The following is a 20174-nucleotide window of genomic DNA, read 5'->3' on the forward strand; positions in this document are numbered from 1 at the left end:
GTCCCTGTGACGAATCTGCGTACGGTTGCGGCTCGTCGGGTGGAACCGAACACCCCTCAGCTGCGTCCAATCGGATTGGGGTGGAATTCCGCCCTCGGATGCCGACAAGTGGGGAACGAAAGATGGGTTACGGCGCAGGGAGAGGAGCGGATGCCTCGATGGAGGTACATCCGGCGAGTCTTCGTTCGGCATCGCTGGAACTTCGCAACCGGGCGGAATTGCTGGCCGCGCAGGTTAGGGATACGGTCATCGATGACCGTCCTGTCGCTGGCTCGCGAGTTGCCGAAGTGCTGTCGCACGTTGGCCCTGTTCTGGTGGCCAGTGTCGAAGCGTCCTCGGCACGGATGATGCAGTTCTCAGTGAACCTAGAAGACTGCGCGTCGGCGTACGAGCAGGCTGATGATGAGTTCGCGAGATGTGTTCTCGAATCGAGCAATCGCTCGATTCCTGGGGAGTTCGAGACGTGAAACACGCTCTTGGGAAGAGCATAGTCCTCGGCTGGAATCCCGAGAACGTGCTCTCCGAGACCGGGAGACTGCGTGAGTTGGTTGCAGTGATGGAAGATGCCGCGCCACGACCGCGTAGCGCGCTGGAATCGCTGCGTGGATCCGGCGCGTGGCGAGGTGATGCACAATCGGCTGCCGAGAACTGGGCACGTGCTGACTCTCAGCAGATTCAACAGAGTGCGCAGTTTACGTCGTCGTTAGAGGCAGCGTTGGCCGCCGGGATGTCGAGATTTGCCGCAGCGCAGCATCGATTGGCAGACGCGGTTGCCGCCGCGGAAGCCTCCGGATGCCCGGTGTCCGAGGACTGGTCGATTCCGGAGGTTGCATTCGACCGACCTCTACGCGAATTTCACCGATCGAAAATCGGTCGCTGCCTTGCTGAGATGAACAGGTGCGATGAGGAGGCTGCGTTGTCACTGGCCCGTGCACTGGACGCGTTCGGGCGTGGAGGTGAGGCGTTTGGTTTTGTACCTATCGTTATCGGCGCGGCGTTCTTGATAGATGCCGCCGTGGCTGCGTTGATCGCCGGTGGTGTCATGTCGGTAGGTGCGATCCTGTTCGCGTTGGTCGACGAGTTCGGCGTCGATGCCTGGGACACGATCGAAAGTGCCGTTCCCAGCTCGTTCTTCGAGGACGCAGGGCCGGTCGATGAAGATGGAATCAAAGATCGAGTCGTAGATGCAACGGTTCCTGGGCGGAGCCCGCCAATTCGACAAGCAGAGAATGAGCAGCAACTCAGAGACCTGTGGGACGCCCTGACTGCAGAGGGAAGGGCCGTAGAGGACGTCCGATATCCGGGTCAAGTTGTCGAGTTGCCAGACGGCACCAAGGTCAGGCTGCGAGAGGCCAGCAGATCAGGCGGACCGACGATCGATATAAACTACCCCAGCGGCGACAAGGACAAGGTGCATATCGCATGAGCGACGAGCGACTACAACATTTTCTGCTCTTCGAAATGGAAGACGATTGGTTGTCTCTTGGAGAGTTTGCATATTTCATTCGGCGTATCTCGCCTGCGACGTACACACGTCGCAAAATTCTCGACGTGATCTCCGAACTCGCGCAGAGTGGCTACCTCCGGTTCGGTGGTTGGTCCATGGCTAGTAAAACCTGGGCGCCATGGGAAGTCAGCGAGGAGGTCGCGATGGACAGGATTACCAACGGATACCTCGGCGAACCAGGCGTACTGGACGCGACGGACGAGGAACTGTCGAACACCGAGATTTTCCGTGCCGACATCACGGGCAGGGGACTTGCACGTCTCGCCGAGCTGGGCAACCCCTACGAGAAATACGGGAACCCCTGGGAGTCGGACCCATCCAAACAGGGGAGGGGAAATTATCCTCCCTGGGTGCCATGAGGATTCAAGCGCTGGTTGACCGAAGCCTGGCTCGAGCGATTGTGTGTATACACGCCTTCTCCTCAGCGTCGCATCGCCAATCACCTGGCCTCATCGCGACTGAAGAACTCCGGAACTCCGGTTGGTATGGATCATCCTGGAGGGTCGGGAAACCCATGCTCACGTATCCGGGCGCGCGCTCAGTGTCTCTTAGAAGACGCCGGTTCAGTAGGCGGAGACCAGATCGGCATTCGGTACGCTCATCGGGTGTACCCGCGGCCGATTGCTCTCGACACGTTGGGTGCCTGGGTGATCAAGTGCAATCCAGCCTCCACGAATCTCGCGCCGATGATCGCCTCGGGGAGAGCACACGAATGGTGGTGTGTGGCGGCCAATTACCGAACCCGCTTGATGGCCGCGGGTCAGCCGGTTCTGTTCTGGGTCAGTGGCCCTCGGCGGCGCGGTGTGTGGGGAGCAGGTCACTTGACCGGTGCCGCGGTACCGGGTGAGCGGTGGAAGGTACCCACGGATATCGTGTTGTTCGACGAACCCCTTCTTGCTGAGCAACTTTCGGTTCTTCCTGAACTGGAAGTGTTCCGCTCACCTCAGCAGGCCAACCCGTCGTGGGTCGATTTGGATGCGTGGTCGGTAATCAAGCAATCCTTCCCCAGACGTGATCGACCCGAAAGACCTGCTCGTCGAGCCGTGACATGCGTCATCTCGGCATCGCGTCAGGGCGCGAAGACGTACACTGGCCGGTCCATGTAGGTAGCCGACCCCGGGACGAAGAAGAGCCGATTCAATGCGATGTGATTGCCCCAGAGATCGGTTTGACTGCACGAGTTCTGTCCGCGAGCCCACGCGCAGCGGATGGGCTGGGAAGTGCCGTACGGGCTGATGACCAAGGAAGCGTCGCTACGAGAACCATAAGCCGCGGGATCGAAGACACTGACGAACGAGTCGGTCGAGTCCACCGGGCCCGGCAGGTATGACACAGGGTCTGCAGATGCGGCCGGTGCCGCAACCGCGGCGATGCTGACGACAAGGACGAAGGAGGCGAGTATCCGTTTCAGCATCGTGGCTCCGATCGTCGAGAGTTTGTTCGGTTCGACTCGTGAATCGCACTGCCGAAACTGCGTGTTACCTCGGGGTAACGACAACGTGCCATCAGAGCACTGCGCCGTGGTCGCTCCCGGTGGGCAACTCTGGTTGACTGGTTCGTGTCACTGCGGGCACGAGGGGTCGGCTCGGCAGCCGCTCGAGCTGCGGTGGCTCATGGATCTGCAAGAGGGCGTGCCTGAGGACGATGCGACAGTTTTTACGATGGTGGTATCACCCCGCCGACTACGACTGGACCGTTGCGTATCACCGACGGGATCCGCTTCTTCGCAATGCCAACTGGGCGGTGTCGTCGTGGTGCGGACTGTATGCAGTGCTTTGCGTGTTGGCGGCGCACACGCCTGCCGGTGTGCCAGAGGGGAACGGGCGGGTGATCGCGTATTCGCTCGCGGCGACCGCGACGGTCATCGCCCTGGTGTGGCTCCGCCGGTCCTGGCTTTCGCGGACGATGTCGCGAGTGTTCGTCGGCTATCTCGAAATCGGTGCTGTCGTGCTGCTCCTGTCGTTGCAGGATCCGTTCGTGGCTTTGCCGTGCGCGGCTGCTCTGGGAGTCATCGGCAGTTACATCGTCACGTTCCACAGCCCGAAGCTGTTCGTTGCTCATCAAGTCCTGTCGGTCACCACGGTCGGGATCTTGTTCACCGAAGCGGTGACGTCGCCTGATGCCGACGTGGTGCTGGCGTGCGCGTACCTCGTGGTCCTGACGCTCGTGCTGTTTTCGGCGCCAATCCTCGCGCACATGCTTTTGCTGTTGCTTCGGCGTGATGCTGCGTCCGCGTTCTACGACCCGCTGACCGGTCTGTTGAATCGGCGTGGGTTCGATTCCGTGTTCGCCGAGCGCGTGCGGGGCCCTGGTTCCCTGATGATCGTCGATCTCGACGATTTCAAAGGCATCAACGACAGCTACGGGCATGCTCACGGCGACATGGTGCTCAGAGACATCGCGAGCACCCTGTACGCGGAGTTCCCGGCGCCTGCACTGTCGGCGCGGATCGGGGGAGAGGAATTTCTGATTCTGGACGAGGCGGATGACGCCGAGGCGCTCACGCGGGCACAGCGGCTCCTCGTCCACCTGGACAAGGGACGAGCGGGCAGCACGACGGTGAGCATCGGTGTTGCACGGCTGCCGGCCCGCTCGTCGGTCGAGGATCTCTGGCGTGCCTGCGACAGGGCCGACGCCGCGATGTACACGGCCAAGAAGGCCGGCGGAAACTCCATTCACGTCGACGACACTCGACCGACCGATCTGTGACGCGGGTGGACCTCAGAACAGAGTTGGCTCCGCGTATCGGCCTTCGCGCGCCTCTCGCCGACGGGCGTTCCACCGTTCGACGAGCCACATCTCCACCAGCTCGGGGCGGGTACCGATGTCCGACGCCCAGCGGGTGAGCAGTTCGACGTAGCGCTCGTACCGCTTGCGGGTGAATCCGGTGACCGCGGGATCCTCCAGCCACCCCTCGTGGATGAGCGTCGAGACGCCGTACTGGTCGATGAGCTGAGCCTTGCCGCGCTCGACGGACGTCTCGGTGGCCCACAGGAACGTGGCCATCAGTGACATCCCGACACCGGGTGTGTCCGGCCAGCCGGACCACGAGCCGCCCGGCAGCTCGGGAACGATGCGGTCTCGTATGCACCGGTCCAAGACGGCCCGGGTTTTCGCGAACGGGTCTTCGTCCGGCCGGCTGAGGTGCGGGTTCTGGACGTCGGGAAAACGTCGTTTCGACTTGCGGTTCCTGTGCCCACCCTGCCATGCCGCGCACAAGAACAGCAGACCGAGCGACGGCTGATCACCCACGACGAGGGCGGTCCCGACGCGTAGATCGTTGCGCTGCACGATGGCCGAACCGTCGCTGACGACGGCGCCGTCGAGGTCGCGTCCGCGCAGGCGGATGTCATGGCCCGCGTTGCGAAGATGCAAATTCCACCAATCGAGATCCACCTCGACCCCGTCGTCGAGAACCTGCAACTCGTAGCTGCGCAACTGGCACCACTGAACACAGGCCTTCGGCGGTGTGAATCCGTCGTCGAGTTGTGACATGCCGATATCTTGGCACCGGGCACCGACACGTTCGGTCGACGCCGGGAGCCGCGCCGAAGACTTCAGGAAGTGCCGGGAGCCACGGATGCACGGAGTATGCCCGGTCGTGTCGGGACGAGGACGCGTGCGAGTTCGGTGAGGGGTACCGGGGCGTCGACCAGTTCGGCCCAGGGATATCGATCACCGGTTGTATGGAGGAAGTCGACGGCCTGGGTCAGGTGGTGCGGCTCGTAGTTGTGCACGCCGGTGATGGTCAACCATCCGCGCACGACGCGTTCGGGGTCGACGGTGATCGGTGGGCCGGGGGTGACCGAGCCGGCCAGAACGAGTCGTCCACCAGTGTCGAGTCTTCCGAGCGCGGCTTGTACCGCTGCCGCAGCGCCGGTGAAGTCGATTGCCACGTCCACGAACTGATCGTCGTCGTCGATGGCGCCGAAAGCACGGGCGTGACTTTGCCGCTGGGGATTGTGATCGACGACGAACACGCTCACTGCACCTCGATGAGCCGACGCGGCAGTTGCGGTGATGCCGAGCATTCCCGCGCCGTAGATCAGCACCCGTCGTCCGGCCAGGTCGCCCGCGGCCTGGAGCGCGGCCATCACGGTCGCCGTCGCGCATGCCGCGGGTGCGGCCACGGCGTCGGGCATCGTCTCGGGTACGGGCGTGATTGCGGTGCCCTTCGGCAACACGATGTGCCGCGCGTAGGAACCGCTCAAAGCCCATTCGCCGACGGCGGATTCGTGCCCCACCTTGCGTACGTCGACGCACTTCGCGGTGAATCCCGACGCGCACCGCGCGCATCGTCCGCAGGGCACGGTCACCGACCACACCACCCGATCGCCGACCGAGGCCGACGCGTCGTGGCCTACCGCAACCACCGTCCCGACGGCCTCGTGCCCCAGAACAGACGGGCACGCCGCCGGGCGTCGACCCGTCACCGTGTGCAGGTCGCTCCCACACACGGTGGCGAGGGCGACCTCCACCAGAACGTCTCCCGGCGCGAGTTCCGGGATCTCGAGGGTCTGTATGTCGATGCCGTCGGGCGTCCATACCGCTGCCTGCGTCAGACGAGGAGTGATCTGATCCATCCGGAGATCCTTTCGACTGCGTAGACGACGACGAAGATGACGAGGACGATGGCGCCTGCCACGTCGAAGTTGAGTGTGCGTATCGACTCGAACAACAGGAATCCGATTCCGCCTGCACCGACGATTCCGAGGATGGTGGAGGTGCGGATGTTGACGTCGAGCAGATACAGGCTCGATCCGACGATCGACGGAACTGCCTGCGGCACGACTGCATTGACGATCTTGTTCCACCAGCCACCGCCGACGGACGATACCGCTTCGAGCGGACCGGAGTCGATCTCCTCGACCGCGTCGGCGACGAGTTTTCCGAGGAACCCGACGGAGCCGATCGCGAGCGCGCACGTGCCGGCAACCGGGCCCAGGCCGAGGGCTGCGACGAACACGACAGCAAGGATGAGCTCCGGCACGGCGCGGACCAGCAGGATCCATGATCTGGCCAGCCAGTACACCACCGGATGAGGAGTCACGTTGCGTGCGGCGAGGATGCCGACCGGGATGGACAGAACGATGCCGATGGCGGTGGCGACGATGCCGATCGCGATGGTCTGTACGGTGGCGTCGACGAGATCTGCACCGAGAGAGGAGAAGTCCGGTGGGACCATGCGACCAAACACCTCGATCGACGGCCCGATCCAGGTGAACAGCGACCTGGGGTCGAGCTCCAGGACGACGAAGGACGCAATAGTGGTGACGATCAGAACGGCCGACGCGCCCATCTTCATGGCGCGATCGCGAGCGGGTCCCGCTGCCGACGGGACGAGCAGCATTCGCCGCAGAAGGATGGCAGCCAACTCCATCGCCGCGATGATGGCGAGGATGACGAGAACGATGCCGAGTGCACGCGGATAGATCAACCCGCGCAGCGCATCCTGCAGAGCAAAACCGATTCCGCCCGCGCCGACGAATCCCAGCACGACGGACATCCTGAGGTTGATGTCGATCCGGTAGACGAACGCTGCGATCCATGCGGGAACGACCTGCGGAACTACAGCATTGATCATTTCTCGGACGTAGCCGACGCCGGTGGCGCGCACGGCTTCGCGTGGTCCGCTGTCGGCTTCCTCGATGGCGTCGGCGAACAGCTTGCCGAGCATGCCGATCGAATGCAGTGCCAGGGCGAGAATGCCCGGCAACACACCGATTCCGAGGGCGCGGACGAACAGGACGGCGAACAACAGGTCTGGCATTGCGCGGCAGAAGGTGATGATCGCGCGCGCCACGCTGTAGACGATCGGGTGCGGCGTCGTGTTGCGTGCCGCGAGGAACGCCAGTGGTACGGAGACGATGGCGGCCAGAACGGTGCCGAGCACTGCCATCAACAGGGTGTCGAAGGCGAGCGAGACGATCCGGCCGGTGTCGTCGACGCGGGGTGGGAGCATGCGGCCGAGCAGTCGTTGCACGTCTTCGAGCCCGTCGACGAGCGCGGCGGGTGCGAAATCGATGTAACCGGCGGACAGGAGCGTCAGCACGACCGCGATCGCGCCGAGTGACGGCAGAAGCCACCGTCGTCGGGACTCGGTATGCGGGGGTTCGGTTTTCGGTTCCAGGGTGACGGTCACCGCTTCGCCGCCGAGCGTGTGTCTTCCTCCGGGGCGATGCGCTGGTAGATCGGCATGATGTCCTCTCGTGCCAGTCCTGCGGCCGGTCGATCGAGAACTATTTCGCCGTCGCGCAGCCCGACGAGTCGGTGTGCCCAGCCGAGCGCGAGGTCGACCTGGTGCAGGGTGCACACCACTGTCAGCTTCTCCTCGGTGCAGACGCGTTGCAGCAGGTCCATGACGATTCCGGCGTTCTCCGGGTCGAGCGATGCGACGGGTTCGTCGGCGAGGACGATGCTCGGCCGCTGCATCAACGTGCGAGCGATGGCGACGCGTTGCTGCTGACCGCCGGAGAGAGTGTCGGCGCGGCGCTCGGCGTAGTCGGCGAGTCCGACGCGGTCGAGGCATCGAAGTGCCTCGGCGCGCATCGCTTTGGGATAGGTCACTGCGCCGTAGCGTGGAACGACCAGTCGCCCGAGGCCGCCGACGAGAACGTTCTCGAGGCAGCTCAGACGTCCGACGAGGTTGAAGTGTTGGAAGATGAAGCCGACCTTCTTGCGGAGGTCGCGCACCGAGCGTCGGGACGCCAGGTCGACTCGGGTGTCGAGGGCGGTGATGTTTCCCGACGTGATGGGATGCAGACCGTTGATGCAGCGCAGCAGCGTGGACTTGCCGGACCCCGAAAGGCCCAGCAGCACCAGCATTTCACCGCGGTGGACGTCGAGGTTGACGTTCTTCAGTGCGGTCGTGGTTCCGAATTTCTTGGTGACGTCGTGTGCGCTGACGACGATGTCCTTGCGCTCGATCAGGGGGGACATGGTCAGCCCTGGCACTTCTCGGAGCCGGTCACGTCGCAGACGTGGCGGACGCCGTCGTAGTCGCTGTCCTGGGCAGGCACGACGCCCCAGGCGTCTTCGTCGGTGATGCGGCACTCTTCGGAGCAGATGCCGTCGGCGATGAAGGCGTCGGAGTTCATTCCCTGGCTGAAGATCGTTTTGAGCTTGTCGATCGCTTCGGTGCCGAGGTCGTTGTTGGCTGCGAACAAGGATCCGGCGATCGTCTCGGACTTCCACACCGTCTTCAGCTCACCGGGTGCGAGTTCGCCGTTGTCGATCATCGTCCGGTCGACCATGGTGTCGAACGCAAATCCGGCGTCGCAGTCGCCTGCTTTGACGGCGAGCGCCGATGCGTCGTGACCGCCCGCGTAGATCGGCGTGACGCCTGCGGAGATGTCGCCCTCGGATCCCGAGGCGACGACGCCTTCCTCGATGAGGCCTGCGGACGGGTACAGGAATCCCGACGTTGAACTCGGGTCGACGAAGCACACCTTCTTGCCCGCGTAATCGGCGAGGGAGTTGACGGACCCGTTGTCCGAGCGAGTGATTCCGTAGGACTGGTATCCGGGTGGGGTTCCTTCGTCCTGGACGACGGCGCCCAGCGGCGTCATCTCGGCACCGTTGATTCCGGCGACCACGTAGGCGAACGGCCCGAAGAACGCGAGGTCGACGTTGCCGGCGATCAGGCCTTCGACGACGCCTGCATAGTCCGAGGCTTGGACGAACTCGACGGTGGCGCCCGTCTCGCGCTGGAGGCGCTCGATCACCGGGTCGTAGCTGGCGCGCAGGTCGGTGGAGTTCTCGGCGGGAATGGCTGCTAGCGTGATGGTTTCGGGAAAGCCTTGCTCGGTGGTGGCGTCGGCGCCGGAGCTGGAGCAGCCTGCGGCGACGAGGGCAGTCACCGAACATAGGGCGGCGGCGATGCCGGCGCGGCGGGAAGCGAGAGTGATCATGGCGGTGCTATCCGTTCTCGAGGTCTGTGGGGGAGTCAGTGCAGGAGAAGAGCAGGGAGATCGGCGACGCTGGGGAGTACGTGCGTGGGGTTGGCGGCTCGCAGTTGGTCTTCCGAGTGCGCACCGGTGAGGACGCCGACGAGCACCGAGGCGCCTGCGCGTCGTCCGGAGTCGATGTCGTTGGAGGTGTCACCGACGACGGTCACGGCCGTCATGTCGCTCACCTTCGCGCGTAGCGCGGCAGTCAACACCAGATCCGGGAACGGACGGCCGCGGCCGGCGTCACCGGGCGCGAGGTACGCGTCGGCGATGTTCTTCCAGCCGAGCGTGTCGAGGATCCGCTCCTGAGTTGCCGGCGAGAACCCTGTTGTGAGGACGACTTTGGCGCCGGCGTCTCGTAGCCGTGCGATGGCGTCGGCTGCTCCGGCGATGGCAGTCACGCCGCTGTCGATCCGTGCATCGTAGGCGGCTTCGAACGCGGAGTTCGCGGCCTGGGCGCGGTCCTCGTCGCCGAACAATGCGCGGAACACCTCGATTTTGGACTGACCCATGGTGTCGAGGACGTATCGGCGCGCGTCCTCGCGTTCGGGGCCGGTTTCGGGGAGGTTCACCGAGGTCGCGGCGGCGTCGAACGACGCGAGGACCAGGCCGTCGTCGGACACGGTGGTGCCCGCCATGTCCATGACGACGAGTTCGACGGGGAGGGTGCGTTCGGTGGCCGTCGGCAGGTGGGCGAGGCTGGTGGCGTTGGGCATGAGGGAAACGATGTCGTTTGGTATAGACCAATGCGTGTTGCTGGCATGAACGGAACGTGAACGACTCTCGACAACTTAGGTCTAGACCAATTGCTGCTATGGTCAGGTCATGGTCGATGACTCGGAACCTCGGGTGCTCAAGCATCAAGTCGTGCGCCGCGAGTTGGACGCGCTGCTCGACGATCTGTCGCCGGGCGACCCGTTTCCATCCGAGCGAGATCTGGCCGAGCGGCACGGGGTGTCGCGGGAGACGCTGCGGCAGGCGATGCGAGAGTTGTTGGTAGCCGGGCGGGTCGAGCGTCGAGGCCGGACCACCGTGGTCGCCGCGCCCAAAGTGGTTCTGCCACTTGCCATCGGCTCCTACACCGAAGCGGCGCGTGACAAGGGATTGTCGGCAACTCGTATTCTCGTCGGCTGGACCGTCAGCAAGGCCGACGACGACACTGCCGAGCTGCTGCGGATCGAACCGGGTGATGCGGTCGTCCAGCTCGAGCGTGTGTTCACGACGGACGGCACGCGCGTCGGCCTCGAAACCACGCGCATTCCGGAGTATCGGATTCCCGGTCTGGTGGAGACCTTCGACTACCGCGTCTCGCTCTACGCCGAACTACGCACCCGTGGAGTCGTTTTCGGTCGGGTCGTCGACACCATCGAAACAGTGCTGCCCGACGCCCGGGAAGCTGCTCTGCTGACGGTGGACACCCGGACGCCGATGTTTCTGCTCAATCGTGTGTCCTTCGACAAGGACGGTACGCCCATCGAGCAGAGACGCTCCCTCTACCGCGGGGACCGCATGACCTTCACCGCAGAAATGGACGCCTGAGCTGACGTTTCTCTCGGGCGCGATGAATTTTCGGCGGGGGAGGGGTCGACACCCCCAGACCACCCGAAACCGCGGCTAGGAGCAGACCAGCGTGACCGAGAACGTAACCGACGACAAATTCGTCGCCATGACACGGGACCAGCGAACAGCTACTGCGGAGCTGCTCGGCAATCTGAGCGAGACGGAGTGGACGCACCCGACCTTGTGCGACGGCTGGACCGTCGAACATCTGGCGGCGCACCTGTCCATGCCCTTCAGAATCGGACTGCCCAGGCTGATGATGGCGATGATCTCGGCGCGGGGAGACTTCGACCGTGCGGCAGACCGATTGGCGCGCCGGGACATCGCGCGCATGACGCGCGCCCAGCTGGTCGAGGTGCTGCACGCCAACGTCTCCACGAAATGGAAGGTCCCCGGCGGAGACCTCGCGGACTCCTTCTGTCACGACGTCATTCACGGACTCGATCTCACTGAGGGGCTCGGCCGCCCCCACACCGCCACCCCGGAGCAATTACTGACGACGCTGAATGTCATCAAAACGAAGAACCGAATGGAACACTTCGGCGTCGATCTGCGCGGACACACCGCCGTAGCGTCGGACATGGACTTTCGCATCGGAAAGGGCCCGGAAGTCACCCTTCCCGGCGGGCGCCTCGTCCTGCTCCTCACCGGCCGCGAATCAGTGGACCAGCACCTGAAGCGTGCCGAATAGGACCGTCGGGCTACACGCGCACAGTCCTTGGACGCACCAGCGGCGGAGGCGTTGCAATAGTTGAGGCTTCGACCCGGTCGTCTGGTCGGTCTTTGGTTTGGTCGACCGCCAATCCCTGTCAGGTCGTGAACAGCTCGATGTGCACGAAGCGGGTCCGATCGTCGCGCTCGTCGACCAGACTATTGCGGGTGTTCTTCCGAGTCAGATTTTCCTCATCGCTGCCGATGCTCGACGCGTCGTCGGTCATCGAGATGTGCGCCGCGCAGAGCATCCAGCGTGCGATCGAGCGTTGACTCGCCGGGATTCACCACGCAGACCCAGCCGTGCGCGCCGTACAGCGGGTGCGGGTTGAACACGTCCGCGGTGCTGTAATCCACGGTTGCCGCATCAATATCGCCCGGCGCGTAGCCGATCAGGTCGGTGAAGGCACGCGATCCGACGTGGATGTTCACTCGCCAGCGATCAGGTGAATCGAGACGAGAAGCCGCATCGTCCGGATAGTCCTTGGTCACGATCGTCGCGTATGGCTGACGGTTGTTCGGAACCTGGCCGTCGGGCACGTAATAGAAGAAGTGATCGCCCCACGAGATCTGGGGATGCTCGCTCCCCGGCTCGGGTGCGAGTTCGAGGACGCCGTCCAAGGTCCGCAGTTCTGTCAGGATCCGCTGCATCGACATTGGTCCAGTATCTGCTCCTTCGCCTTCAAGCGTTTCGTTGAGGTAGTGCCGGCCTCTTGACGACGGTGACCTCTGTGGCGCCCTGATCGCGAAACCACTGCTGCAGTTCCTCACCGTCGACGATGTGAGGTTCGTCGAGTCCGACGTCGACGGATTCGACGACGACGCCGCGCATGCCTGTCACATTCGCGTTTCCCAGTGCCCGACCTCCGGCGCGACCTGACTGCTCGAATACGTTTTTCAGTAACCCCTTCTTACCTGCAACGAAACCGAACTGTCTGCGAGAGGCGCGACTCTGTGCAACCGTGGAGAGGCGGTTGGGGATCCGAACACTGTGAAGTTGAAGGAGTGCCGGTGACTGATTCTCTCGAACCCAGCAAGAGTTTTTTCGCACTCTGGGATGGCAGTCCGGAGGGATTGGACCCCGACGAACGCCAGGCGATGATCGACACGACGGCCGACGGAAGGTTGTACGACAGTTCCTGGAGTTTCGGTCGTGGATACGACAGTCCGCTTGCAGGTGACCGAGTATTTCTGTTGCGCACAGGAAATCTTAGGGGCGTCGTTGCCAGTGCCAGCATCACCAAGGACGGGGTCGTTATGGACGATCACTGGACCGGAACTGGAAAGCGAACCGCTTACATCGATGTCACCTGGGACGTGATGGTCGGTGACGATGATCGATTGACGATCGAGGAGCTACGTCAAGCTCTGCCGGAATTCAAGTTTCCGGTACTCGGTTCCGGCAGGCGCATCTACGACCCGTCCGCAGCGTCGCTCGAAGACCTTTGGGGCGAGCACGTCGACGATCTGGGTCGTCGGACCCGAAATCCGTGGTTGGGTGGTCGACCCAGTCCCGGCAACAGCGGGTATCTCGTCGAATTCCATTGCAGCGAAACATGACCCCGAGCTACGACGTGGAATCGTTTGCTTCCTACCGAGCGCGCCGTGCCGAATCGGAACTGGTCGACCGTTTCGTTGCGCGATTACGTCCCGAGGGTTTGGACCTGAGTGGCTTTCAGCTGCAGGTCGAGGGTGTGAATCGGCCGTTGCTGGTGGACCTGTTCGATCACACGAACAACGTCCTGTACGAAGCCAAAGCGTCGGCGTCACGAGAGGCAGTTCGAATGGCATTAGGGCAGCTGCTGGACTACCGCAGACACATCGAGACCAGTCCGTCGATATGCATGCTTCTACCCGATCGCCCGGCTGACGATCTAGTCGAGCTTTTGCGCGAGTACGGCGTCGGCTGCGTTTGCGAGGAATCGAACCGGTTCGAAGTTGTGCTGAAGTCAGCGGTCGCGGCGTGAGCGCCCCCGACAACGACGTCATCGGGAAACTGCTGGTCGCACACGCTGACTACGAAAGTACGGTGTCCGACTCGTACGACGAGGTTCTGTTCGACGTCGTAGCCAGAGTCGAGTGCGCGCGGAACATCGGTAAGGCCGACATTGGCGCTTTGCTCTTCTGGAAGCGACTCCGGGCCGATACTCCTTGGGCGATGGCGCTTCACACTATGCGCGACTCCGACGTCAGAGTCGTCACCGCCGCGATGTACGTGGCAGCAAATGATCTCTCGGTGGACGTCCCGACCGCTGCGGGTCGAGCGAGACAGGCGCTGATCGAATTGCCCGGATGCGTCAACGGCGGCGCGTTGCCCTCGGCGCTCATTCTCGCGGCTGCGCCGAGTCGAATGGCCATCTACGACAAACGGGCTCTCAAGGCGCTCGGGCTTCTCGGCTTGGCCGTCGACACGTCCAAGGGGTGGTATCGCGGATACATGACGACCGTCGAGAAGCTGCGGGTCGAGGTACGCAACCGTGGCAAGGATTGGTCTGCCCGCGACGTGGACAAGGCGCTTTTCCAACTGGGCAAATGATCAGGAGTCGGGCGTGGGCTTCGGGCGCTCTGTCGCCATGCGCGCCGTCATCGAAGCATCTGTGCGGCCTGTGCAATAGCTGCCTCGAAACGTTCGCGCCCGCCACCGGTGTTCAGTCCCCGTGCGGAACAGTGCGGAACTTTTCCTGGAACGACATAGAAGTCTCTCTGGATACTCGCGCGAGCCCAACCGTCTCGAGCGGCGGCGCCGAGCAATAGAACGATCTCGATGTTTGGGCACAGGTCGACGAATTCGGTCGTCCATCGCACGGACTGAGTTCGTTCTGCAGGAGTTGAACCGCCATTCTTGACGCCTGCGACGGGGAAGGGAACGACATTCCAGTGGACCACGTCCGCGTGTGAAACGCCTTGGCGCTCATATGCTTCACGGCAATTGCGAGCCGTACGGTCATTGTTGTCCAGGCTCAGCAGTCCGGAACCCGTTCCGCTCTCTGCCTTGGTGGAGGGGTTGTCGAGCAGCACCAACATCCGTGCGTGGATACCCCCTTGGTCTGGATCGACGTAGGGAATGTGGCCATGCGGGAGGCCGACGGAATCCGCAATGGCGTCTGCCAGCGCGTTCAACGGGCGGACGTGGGGATCCCGGATTCGCGCAATCTTGTCGGCGACTACAGTAGGGTCTGAGTTGCGTCCGTTCGGCATGAAGACAGGATTGCACGCTGGTCCGACACGCGAGTCTTCCTCGACGCGGTACTCCCCACCGCGACCCTCGTCAACGGAGCGTGTAGACACATGCCCTTGGCGTGCGCCACTTGGGGGAAATCGTAGCGGTGTGGCGGTCCCCAACGCGGGGGTGCGACTTGGTACGTCGGTCCCGTAGGTTGGGTTGACTAGCGGATCGATGAGATGGAGTGATCGTGACCGACAACGGAACGGCAGGCCTCCTCGTTCGCGAGTGGGGGTCCGATGGTGCGTGGTCGTCGCCTGAGATGTCCGCGTACGACAATGAGGGGCACCTGCAGCGCATCATTGCGGCCGCACCCGAACACGTACCTGGGGTCTCGGGTGAGGCACTGACGGTGCGTGAATTCTCGACGTCGGCCGGCCCCGCGGACGTGTGCATCGTCGATCGAGACGGGTCGATCACGGTCGTCGAATGCAAGCTTGCATCCAACTCCGAACGACGACGTATGGTCATCGGTCAAGTCCTGGACTATGCGTCGGCAATCTCTGTCGACGGTGAAGCATGGTTCCGTAGCCAGTGGGCTCGGCATGGTGGACAGCCTCTTTCGGGTCTCGACGAAGGAGGTCTTGATCAGTTGTCGGCCGGCATCGAAGCCGGCCGCATCCATCTGTGTTTGGCAGTCGATCGCATCGACGCCGACCTACGCCGCCTGGTCGAGTACCTCAATCGGATCACTCGGGACGAACTACGAGTTACGGCAGTCCAACTGGCGTACGCAAGGCAAGGTAACCTCGAGATTCTCGTCGCGTCCACCTACGGCGGTGAACTCGCGGCGGCGAAGGCGAGATCAGGCAATTCGGGTGGCGGTCGCGCGTGGACTAAAGAGTCGTTTCTGGACGCTTTTGCATCGGAGGCAGATACTGAACGCGCCGCTCGCTTGTTCACCTTGCAGGAATCGTTGGACGAATCACGCGGGAGTCACAGTGACTTCTGGTTCGGGACGGCACCGTCAGGCGGCATCTTCTTCCACCCATACGGGTATCGATTCGCGCCAATGTATCTGTGGGTGAACAAGTCTGGCGCTCTGATGGCATCTGGAACGTGGAACAACTACAGCCAGATTCAACACCATGGCGGGTTCTCTTCATTGGCTGCATTCTTGGATCAAGACCACACCGCCTCAGCGCCCGGGCGTAAGGTGTCGGAACTCGATCTGGGCCAGTTCTGGACGGCCGCCTTACAGTGCGCCGAGGCCATCAACGAATAAGCCAGAGTGTCCCCGGCGTAGCGACTTCTGACAGCGTCGTGGACGAGTAGAACCCGAGCCCGGCTAGTTCGACCACGTAGCGTCCCTGTCGCTGCGATTTCGGGTTCTTCCAGGACCGAACGAGGTGATGTAACAACAACTCTTCTGGCGCGATTAACTGCGGGATTAAAAGAGTCCCCTCGTCTCTTCATGATCGGAGCGCAATCGATGCGTGTCTCGTGGTTGATCACTGCGCTCACGTGCGCTTGGATGCTCGTCGGGTGCAGCACAGCGGTTACCACGTCCGGACAGGTGACGCCCGACACGACGCTTCCCTCGACCTCAGTTGGTCCGGCTCCGGTGACAACGCCCCCTGAGCCGACGACAACTATCCCGTCGATCGAGGCCCCAATCGCAGAGCAGACCGACGAGCCGACACCCGAAGTCGTCGCCGAGCCCTACGTTCTCGAATGTCTATTCGGAACCCCAGGCCCTGCACGTTGGAGTGACGGGAGTACGCAGTTTTCCCAGTGGTGCTTCGACAAGCTCGACGGCGATGGCTACCTGCGTTCCGAGAGGGAAGCCAATACGTTCGAGTGTGACGGCACGTTATGCCGGAACCCGTTCAACGGCGCGAGCTACCCAGATCCTGACGCAGCACCCCAAGCCCCTGTGGGCACTTCGTCGACTCGCGGCTACTCTTGCTCGGCCGACAGCTGCTACTGGCCCGACGGATCGTTTGTCATCGGTGCTGACAGATGCGGCATCGCCTGCGGCGAGCCACCGACATCGGGCGACATCCAGACCCAGTCAGGTTGCGAGGCCGGATACATCACCGATCCCAATCTTTGCGGCAACTGAATAACGCTCTCGTGGTCACCGCAGAAACCCGGGATATCTGCTCAGCTAGTGTTGGCGGCAGTTGAGTGAGGAAGGGTCGTAATGGCGAACAATGACAATGCGATTCCGGTTTGGACGCTTGGAACGAGTGAAGGGGAAGCGGTACCAATACCAGACGAAGGTGCCATGTCGCCCGCCAGGCTGGCAGAATTGAGGACCGCACTTGCAGCATTGGTCGATACCCCGCTCGCAACGTTGGAAGCCCACCCCGTCCCCGAAACAGCCGACCTATCCCGCGGACTTTCCCTCGGCAGTGCCAGCCCGCTTGCGGTGAATCTGGCGAAGCTGATTGATGCAACCCCGGATTCGGTTCTTGTCTCCGCAGGAGAGGCGCTGTTCCGGCTCGTTATGCCGGCAAAATTTGCGACGCTGCTCGACAGCGGACTTGAAACCTCGAAGGTGAACGCTCGAAGTGGTGTCGGATTGCTCCAGGGTGCGACAGCGGTGAAGAACTACCTGCCTGCAATCGGAAACGTCGCTGGCGGCGGTGGAATCGGTGCCGTGACTGCAGCCGCGCCTCTATTGCTCATGGCGGTCGCAGCGGGTCTGAACGCACTCGCCGAAAGCGACAGGCGGGGCACCGATCGCTTGCTCAAGGAGCTCAAAGACGACGCATTGCGGATCGAGCGATCCAACCTCAATGCGTGCACCACCAGCCTAGACAGCGCCGCGAACATACTTCTCGACCAAGGAAGGATTGGTGTCGCGCTCGGTTTGGACACGGCTGCGTTTCAGATCAATGTCGGTCTGGCCAACGCTGAAGCGCGCATCCAGAAATGGGAGTCGCGCCTGCGGGCTTTCACCAAAAAACGAGCTGAAGCAGCGCATCTAGAGAAGGCGTTCCCTGGCATCGGTGAGCATCACGGGGAATTCCACTCGCACGTGGATCTCGCGAGGTTGGCTTTCGAACTACACAAGCGTCTGGCGGTGGTGCAAGCGATCGAGCATGCTCAGCTGAACCCTGACAACGCATTCGAGCGGTTCAGCGGCGCTTTGAAGCGGAATAGGGAGCGAGTGGACTTGCTGCAGAATCGATTGAGTGACGTGCTACTTCGTCTGTCCAAACTGGAGGTCGATCGCTCCCACGGAGTGCGTGACTTCGTATTCAAATCGAGCGAGGTCGACAGCATCCTTCAAACGTCTCGAAGGGTGCGCGCGCTGAGCGACAAAATTTTGAAGAGCGATCACCGTGACGATGTTGCGGTCGAGATCGCACGAAAAAAGGACGGGTCACTGGTCGTGATGCCCGCTCTTTCCGTCTGACGCAGCCTAGCCTCGGTTCCACGCCTCTAAACGGGCGTCCTCGTCCATAGTTCTCCGCGCTTTCTCGATGGCGCGATCGACATCTACTTCTGCCGAAACCAATTCGGCTGGTCCGAGGTTCTTTTCGAGCATGAAGTCCATCAGCCGCGCCACGATGCGCTGGCCGACTCTGAGGTTTTCGAGTTTGGGCGAACCGGGATCGCTGTACACGGCAAGCCGGTTGACGCGCGCTGAAAGTTGCGATTCCAGGTCGGTGATGTCGTACCACAGGCCCTTGTCGTACGGCAGATCGAGCGACTTGCGCGCGTATTCGGCAGCCACTCTGAGGACCAGCGCGTTGGAATCGGCCACCGGCTCGACTGGTCCTCCGCTCAAGGTGGCTGCGGAGGTCGCCACTGCCGCGCCGGTACCTGCAAGTCCGCCGAGCATCGCGAGCCCGCCCACCATTCCGCCCGGCCCGAGCGCCGCGAGTCCACCGGTCAGCGCCGCCGCACCGAAGACTCCCACTGGGGCTGCCAACGCAAGTCCGACAGGTCCCGCAGCGATGATGGCGACGCCCGCCGCAGCAGTGAGCACACGACCCCACGGCAGGCCGCTCTTGCGGCCGATATGGGTTTTAACCTCCTCGATCGCGTCGCCGATCTTTGTACCGGTCGATCGCTGGAATCCCAGCTCGACGGCCATGTCGAGCAACGCCTCCCTGGGTGCGCGCTCGACATCGATCTCATAAGGTTCTACAAGATTGGTGAGAGAAAGAACGACGAGTTCGCCCACAGCCTCATGCATCTTCCACCGATGAGGGAGCCGAGGGAGAGTGCCACCGGCGAGTTCGGCGAGCTCGCGGGCAATACCCACAGAACCTGCGTTCATTTCGACCTGGGCAACGACTTCATCTTGCTGGGCGGTCAGTGCACTCGCGTACCGTACTGCCGCGTCCTTGTCCTTGATGTGACGCTGGACGGCGTGCGCAAAGTGCAGAGACAGAAGGATCGTCGCTTCGTTGTCGGTCAGGCGCACAGCTATGTCTCCGCCGCGCAACGCAACGGAGTTGGTCGGATACAGCGTCTGCGCGATGAGTTTCGCTATCGAGGTGTGGCCGAGGTAAAGCTTGGAGTCGTGCTTGTGGCCGATGTCGACGGTGAAGTCCTGAGCGCCTTGGAAAGTGGATGCGAGTCCTCGTCCCGCGGTCACCGGATCACCTGTGTCCAAGAAGTTCGACCAGTCGTCTACCCGGCCGTATGGGAAGCGCTTCAGGAGGCGGTCGCTGCCGACATGGATCGCTTTCGCACTGGCCGGGCTTCCGATGGTTACGAACCGGCGGACGTGCAAGCCCGGGTGGAGATTGTCCAGCAGGTCGATCGCCACGACACTGCCGAGGCTGTGCGCGATGAGGATGATCTCGCCTGTGCCAGGCAGGTGGTCCAGGATGTATTTCAGTATTGCTCCGCGTAGACCTTCATCCTGCATGTAGCGCTTGACATGTGGGAGGTCGAAGAGGGGCACAGCTTTGATGGCGGCCTGCTGGATGACGGCGACGGGCGCGTCGGGGACCCGGCCATAACCGAACGTCCCCACCCCTGCTTCGTATCCCAGAAACCTCTGGACTGCGGCTTGGCGTCGCTCGAAGGCGAGGCGCGCGTCTGAGTCATCTTTAGTTTTGTAGGTAACTGGGGGTACTTTCGCCGAAATGCCAGCCGTTTCGAAGTGAGAGCGATACCGAGGGGCGATGACCTTGTCGGAGTCGACCGGGGCAAAGCCCGCCTGCGTCAAACCGATATTGAGGCCGTCCAGCCAGCCGAGTTCGGGATCTCCATCGCCGAGACCGTGTAGAAAGACAACCCTCATTCGTTCGGCGCT

At 62.6% G+C, this 20174-nt stretch carries 21 protein-coding genes; 11 read left to right on the top strand and 10 right to left on the bottom strand.

The features are described 5' to 3' along the window. The first annotated feature begins 158 nt into the window (after nt 1-158). The 4 genes from CH292_RS10435 (at nt 159) to CH292_RS10460 (ending at nt 4216) form a co-directional block, all read left to right on the top strand. A complete protein-coding gene (locus CH292_RS10435; RefSeq protein WP_143545735.1) occupies nt 159-467 on the top strand; it encodes a hypothetical protein in 309 nt (102 codons plus the stop codon). Then, nucleotides 464-1426, top strand: coding sequence for a hypothetical protein (locus CH292_RS10440; RefSeq protein ID WP_094654654.1), 963 nt, complete (start codon nt 464-466; stop codon nt 1424-1426). The genes CH292_RS10435 and CH292_RS10440 overlap by 4 nt, the downstream gene beginning before the upstream one ends. Next, entirely contained in the window at nt 1423-1866 is a 444-nt protein-coding gene (locus CH292_RS10445; RefSeq protein ID WP_143545105.1) for a hypothetical protein, read from the top strand. The genes CH292_RS10440 and CH292_RS10445 overlap by 4 nt, the downstream gene beginning before the upstream one ends. 1285 nt (nt 1867-3151) lie before the next feature. Next, on the top strand, nt 3152-4216 hold the full coding sequence (locus CH292_RS10460) for a diguanylate cyclase (protein WP_256978015.1): 1065 nt from the start codon (nt 3152-3154) through the stop codon (nt 4214-4216). Between the two features lie 12 nt (nt 4217-4228). On the opposite strand, the gene CH292_RS10465 is transcribed toward CH292_RS10460, so the two are convergent. The 6 genes from CH292_RS10465 to CH292_RS10490 form a co-directional block, all read right to left on the bottom strand. Then, nucleotides 4229-5002 (bottom strand): hypothetical protein, encoded by a 774-nt coding sequence (locus CH292_RS10465; protein WP_020112777.1) that lies wholly within the window; start codon nt 5000-5002, stop codon nt 4229-4231. A gap of 62 nt (nt 5003-5064) precedes the next feature. Next, nucleotides 5065-6090, bottom strand: a complete 1026-nt coding sequence (locus tag CH292_RS10470; protein ID WP_094654658.1) for a zinc-binding dehydrogenase — start codon at nt 6088-6090, stop codon at nt 5065-5067. After that, entirely contained in the window at nt 6066-7586 is a 1521-nt protein-coding gene (phnE, locus tag CH292_RS10475) for a phosphonate ABC transporter, permease protein PhnE (RefSeq protein ID WP_373454677.1), read from the bottom strand. Before phnE ends, CH292_RS10470 begins: the two co-directional genes overlap by 25 nt. 59 nt (nt 7587-7645) lie before the next feature. Further along, nucleotides 7646-8446: a phosphonate ABC transporter ATP-binding protein gene (gene phnC / locus CH292_RS10480; RefSeq protein ID WP_094654660.1), complete on the bottom strand. Its 801-nt coding sequence runs from the start codon at nt 8444-8446 to the stop codon at nt 7646-7648. 2 nt (nt 8447-8448) lie between these two features. Continuing rightward, nucleotides 8449-9417: a phosphate/phosphite/phosphonate ABC transporter substrate-binding protein gene (locus tag CH292_RS10485; protein ID WP_094654661.1), complete on the bottom strand. Its 969-nt coding sequence runs from the start codon at nt 9415-9417 to the stop codon at nt 8449-8451. 35 nt (nt 9418-9452) lie between these two features. Then, nucleotides 9453-10172 (bottom strand): phosphonatase-like hydrolase, encoded by a 720-nt coding sequence (locus CH292_RS10490; RefSeq protein ID WP_094654662.1) that lies wholly within the window; start codon nt 10170-10172, stop codon nt 9453-9455. Between the two features lie 109 nt (nt 10173-10281). Here CH292_RS10490 and CH292_RS10495 point away from each other — a divergent pair, with 109 nt between their 5' ends. Continuing rightward, complete coding sequence (locus CH292_RS10495) at nt 10282-10995, top strand: GntR family transcriptional regulator (RefSeq protein ID WP_179277950.1); 714 nt, start codon at nt 10282-10284, stop codon at nt 10993-10995. A gap of 91 nt (nt 10996-11086) precedes the next feature. Next, nucleotides 11087-11707 carry a maleylpyruvate isomerase family mycothiol-dependent enzyme gene (locus CH292_RS10500; RefSeq protein ID WP_094654664.1) on the top strand — a complete coding sequence of 207 codons (621 nt, stop codon included), beginning with the start codon at nt 11087-11089 and terminating at the stop codon, nt 11705-11707. Between the two features lie 212 nt (nt 11708-11919). On the opposite strand, the gene CH292_RS10505 is transcribed toward CH292_RS10500, so the two are convergent. Together CH292_RS10505 and CH292_RS28870 are read right to left on the bottom strand one after the other, a co-directional pair. Beyond that, a complete protein-coding gene (locus tag CH292_RS10505) occupies nt 11920-12384 on the bottom strand; it encodes a DUF6194 family protein (protein ID WP_094654665.1) in 465 nt (154 codons plus the stop codon). A gap of 25 nt (nt 12385-12409) precedes the next feature. Continuing rightward, nucleotides 12410-12568 (bottom strand): hypothetical protein, encoded by a 159-nt coding sequence (locus CH292_RS28870; protein ID WP_155290312.1) that lies wholly within the window; start codon nt 12566-12568, stop codon nt 12410-12412. Nucleotides 12569-12738: 170 nt separating this feature from the next. Between CH292_RS28870 and CH292_RS10510 the strand changes: the two genes are divergently transcribed. Genes CH292_RS10510 through CH292_RS10520 form a run of 3 tightly spaced genes read left to right on the top strand, consistent with a single transcriptional unit; the run spans nt 12739 to nt 14263 of the window. Continuing rightward, a complete protein-coding gene (locus CH292_RS10510; protein ID WP_143545736.1) occupies nt 12739-13287 on the top strand; it encodes a hypothetical protein in 549 nt (182 codons plus the stop codon). Then, nucleotides 13284-13694, top strand: a complete 411-nt coding sequence (locus CH292_RS28875) for a hypothetical protein (RefSeq protein ID WP_094654667.1) — start codon at nt 13284-13286, stop codon at nt 13692-13694. Before CH292_RS10510 ends, CH292_RS28875 begins: the two co-directional genes overlap by 4 nt. Continuing rightward, a complete protein-coding gene (locus CH292_RS10520) occupies nt 13691-14263 on the top strand; it encodes a hypothetical protein (RefSeq protein ID WP_020112794.1) in 573 nt (190 codons plus the stop codon). The genes CH292_RS28875 and CH292_RS10520 overlap by 4 nt, the downstream gene beginning before the upstream one ends. 47 nt (nt 14264-14310) lie before the next feature. Here CH292_RS10520 and CH292_RS10525 read toward each other — a convergent pair whose 3' ends face one another. Further along, nucleotides 14311-14925 carry a uracil-DNA glycosylase gene (locus CH292_RS10525; RefSeq protein WP_094654668.1) on the bottom strand — a complete coding sequence of 205 codons (615 nt, stop codon included), beginning with the start codon at nt 14923-14925 and terminating at the stop codon, nt 14311-14313. A 215-nt stretch (nt 14926-15140) separates the two neighbouring features. On the opposite strand from CH292_RS10525, the gene CH292_RS10530 reads away from it, so the two are divergent. Both CH292_RS10530 and CH292_RS10535 read left to right on the top strand, forming a co-directional pair. Beyond that, nucleotides 15141-16175: a hypothetical protein gene (locus tag CH292_RS10530; RefSeq protein WP_143545737.1), complete on the top strand. Its 1035-nt coding sequence runs from the start codon at nt 15141-15143 to the stop codon at nt 16173-16175. A gap of 921 nt (nt 16176-17096) precedes the next feature. After that, nucleotides 17097-18317, top strand: a complete 1221-nt coding sequence (locus CH292_RS10535) for a hypothetical protein (RefSeq protein WP_143545738.1) — start codon at nt 17097-17099, stop codon at nt 18315-18317. A 6-nt stretch (nt 18318-18323) separates the two neighbouring features. Here the strand turns inward: CH292_RS10535 and CH292_RS10540 are convergent, their stop codons facing one another. Then, complete coding sequence (locus tag CH292_RS10540) at nt 18324-20162, bottom strand: hypothetical protein (RefSeq protein WP_094654671.1); 1839 nt, start codon at nt 20160-20162, stop codon at nt 18324-18326. Between the last annotated feature and the right edge of the window lie 12 nt (nt 20163-20174).

Source organism: Rhodococcus sp. 14-2470-1a (assembly GCF_002259425.1).
Taxonomy (GTDB): Bacteria; Actinomycetota; Actinomycetes; order Mycobacteriales; family Mycobacteriaceae; genus Rhodococcoides; species Rhodococcoides fascians_E.

Coding starts and splice junctions, on each gene's coding strand:
- CH292_RS10435 (WP_143545735.1), top strand. CDS start 159: ATGGAGGTACATCCGGCGAGTCTTCGTTCGGCATCGCTGGAACTTCGC.
- CH292_RS10445 (WP_143545105.1), top strand. CDS start 1,423: ATGAGCGACGAGCGACTACAACATTTTCTGCTCTTCGAAATGGAAGAC.
- CH292_RS10460 (WP_256978015.1), top strand. CDS start 3,152: ATGCGACAGTTTTTACGATGGTGGTATCACCCCGCCGACTACGACTGG.
- CH292_RS10465 (WP_020112777.1), bottom strand. CDS start 5,002: ATGTCACAACTCGACGACGGATTCACACCGCCGAAGGCCTGTGTTCAG.
- CH292_RS10470 (WP_094654658.1), bottom strand. CDS start 6,090: ATGGATCAGATCACTCCTCGTCTGACGCAGGCAGCGGTATGGACGCCC.
- phnC (WP_094654660.1), bottom strand. CDS start 8,446: ATGTCCCCCCTGATCGAGCGCAAGGACATCGTCGTCAGCGCACACGAC.
- CH292_RS10485 (WP_094654661.1), bottom strand. CDS start 9,417: ATGATCACTCTCGCTTCCCGCCGCGCCGGCATCGCCGCCGCCCTATGT.
- CH292_RS10490 (WP_094654662.1), bottom strand. CDS start 10,172: ATGCCCAACGCCACCAGCCTCGCCCACCTGCCGACGGCCACCGAACGC.
- CH292_RS10495 (WP_179277950.1), top strand. CDS start 10,282: ATGGTCGATGACTCGGAACCTCGGGTGCTCAAGCATCAAGTCGTGCGC.
- CH292_RS10505 (WP_094654665.1), bottom strand. CDS start 12,384: ATGTCGATGCAGCGGATCCTGACAGAACTGCGGACCTTGGACGGCGTC.
- CH292_RS28875 (WP_094654667.1), top strand. CDS start 13,284: ATGACCCCGAGCTACGACGTGGAATCGTTTGCTTCCTACCGAGCGCGC.
- CH292_RS10525 (WP_094654668.1), bottom strand. CDS start 14,925: ATGCCGAACGGACGCAACTCAGACCCTACTGTAGTCGCCGACAAGATT.
- CH292_RS10535 (WP_143545738.1), top strand. CDS start 17,097: ATGGCGAACAATGACAATGCGATTCCGGTTTGGACGCTTGGAACGAGT.
- CH292_RS10540 (WP_094654671.1), bottom strand. CDS start 20,162: ATGAGGGTTGTCTTTCTACACGGTCTCGGCGATGGAGATCCCGAACTC.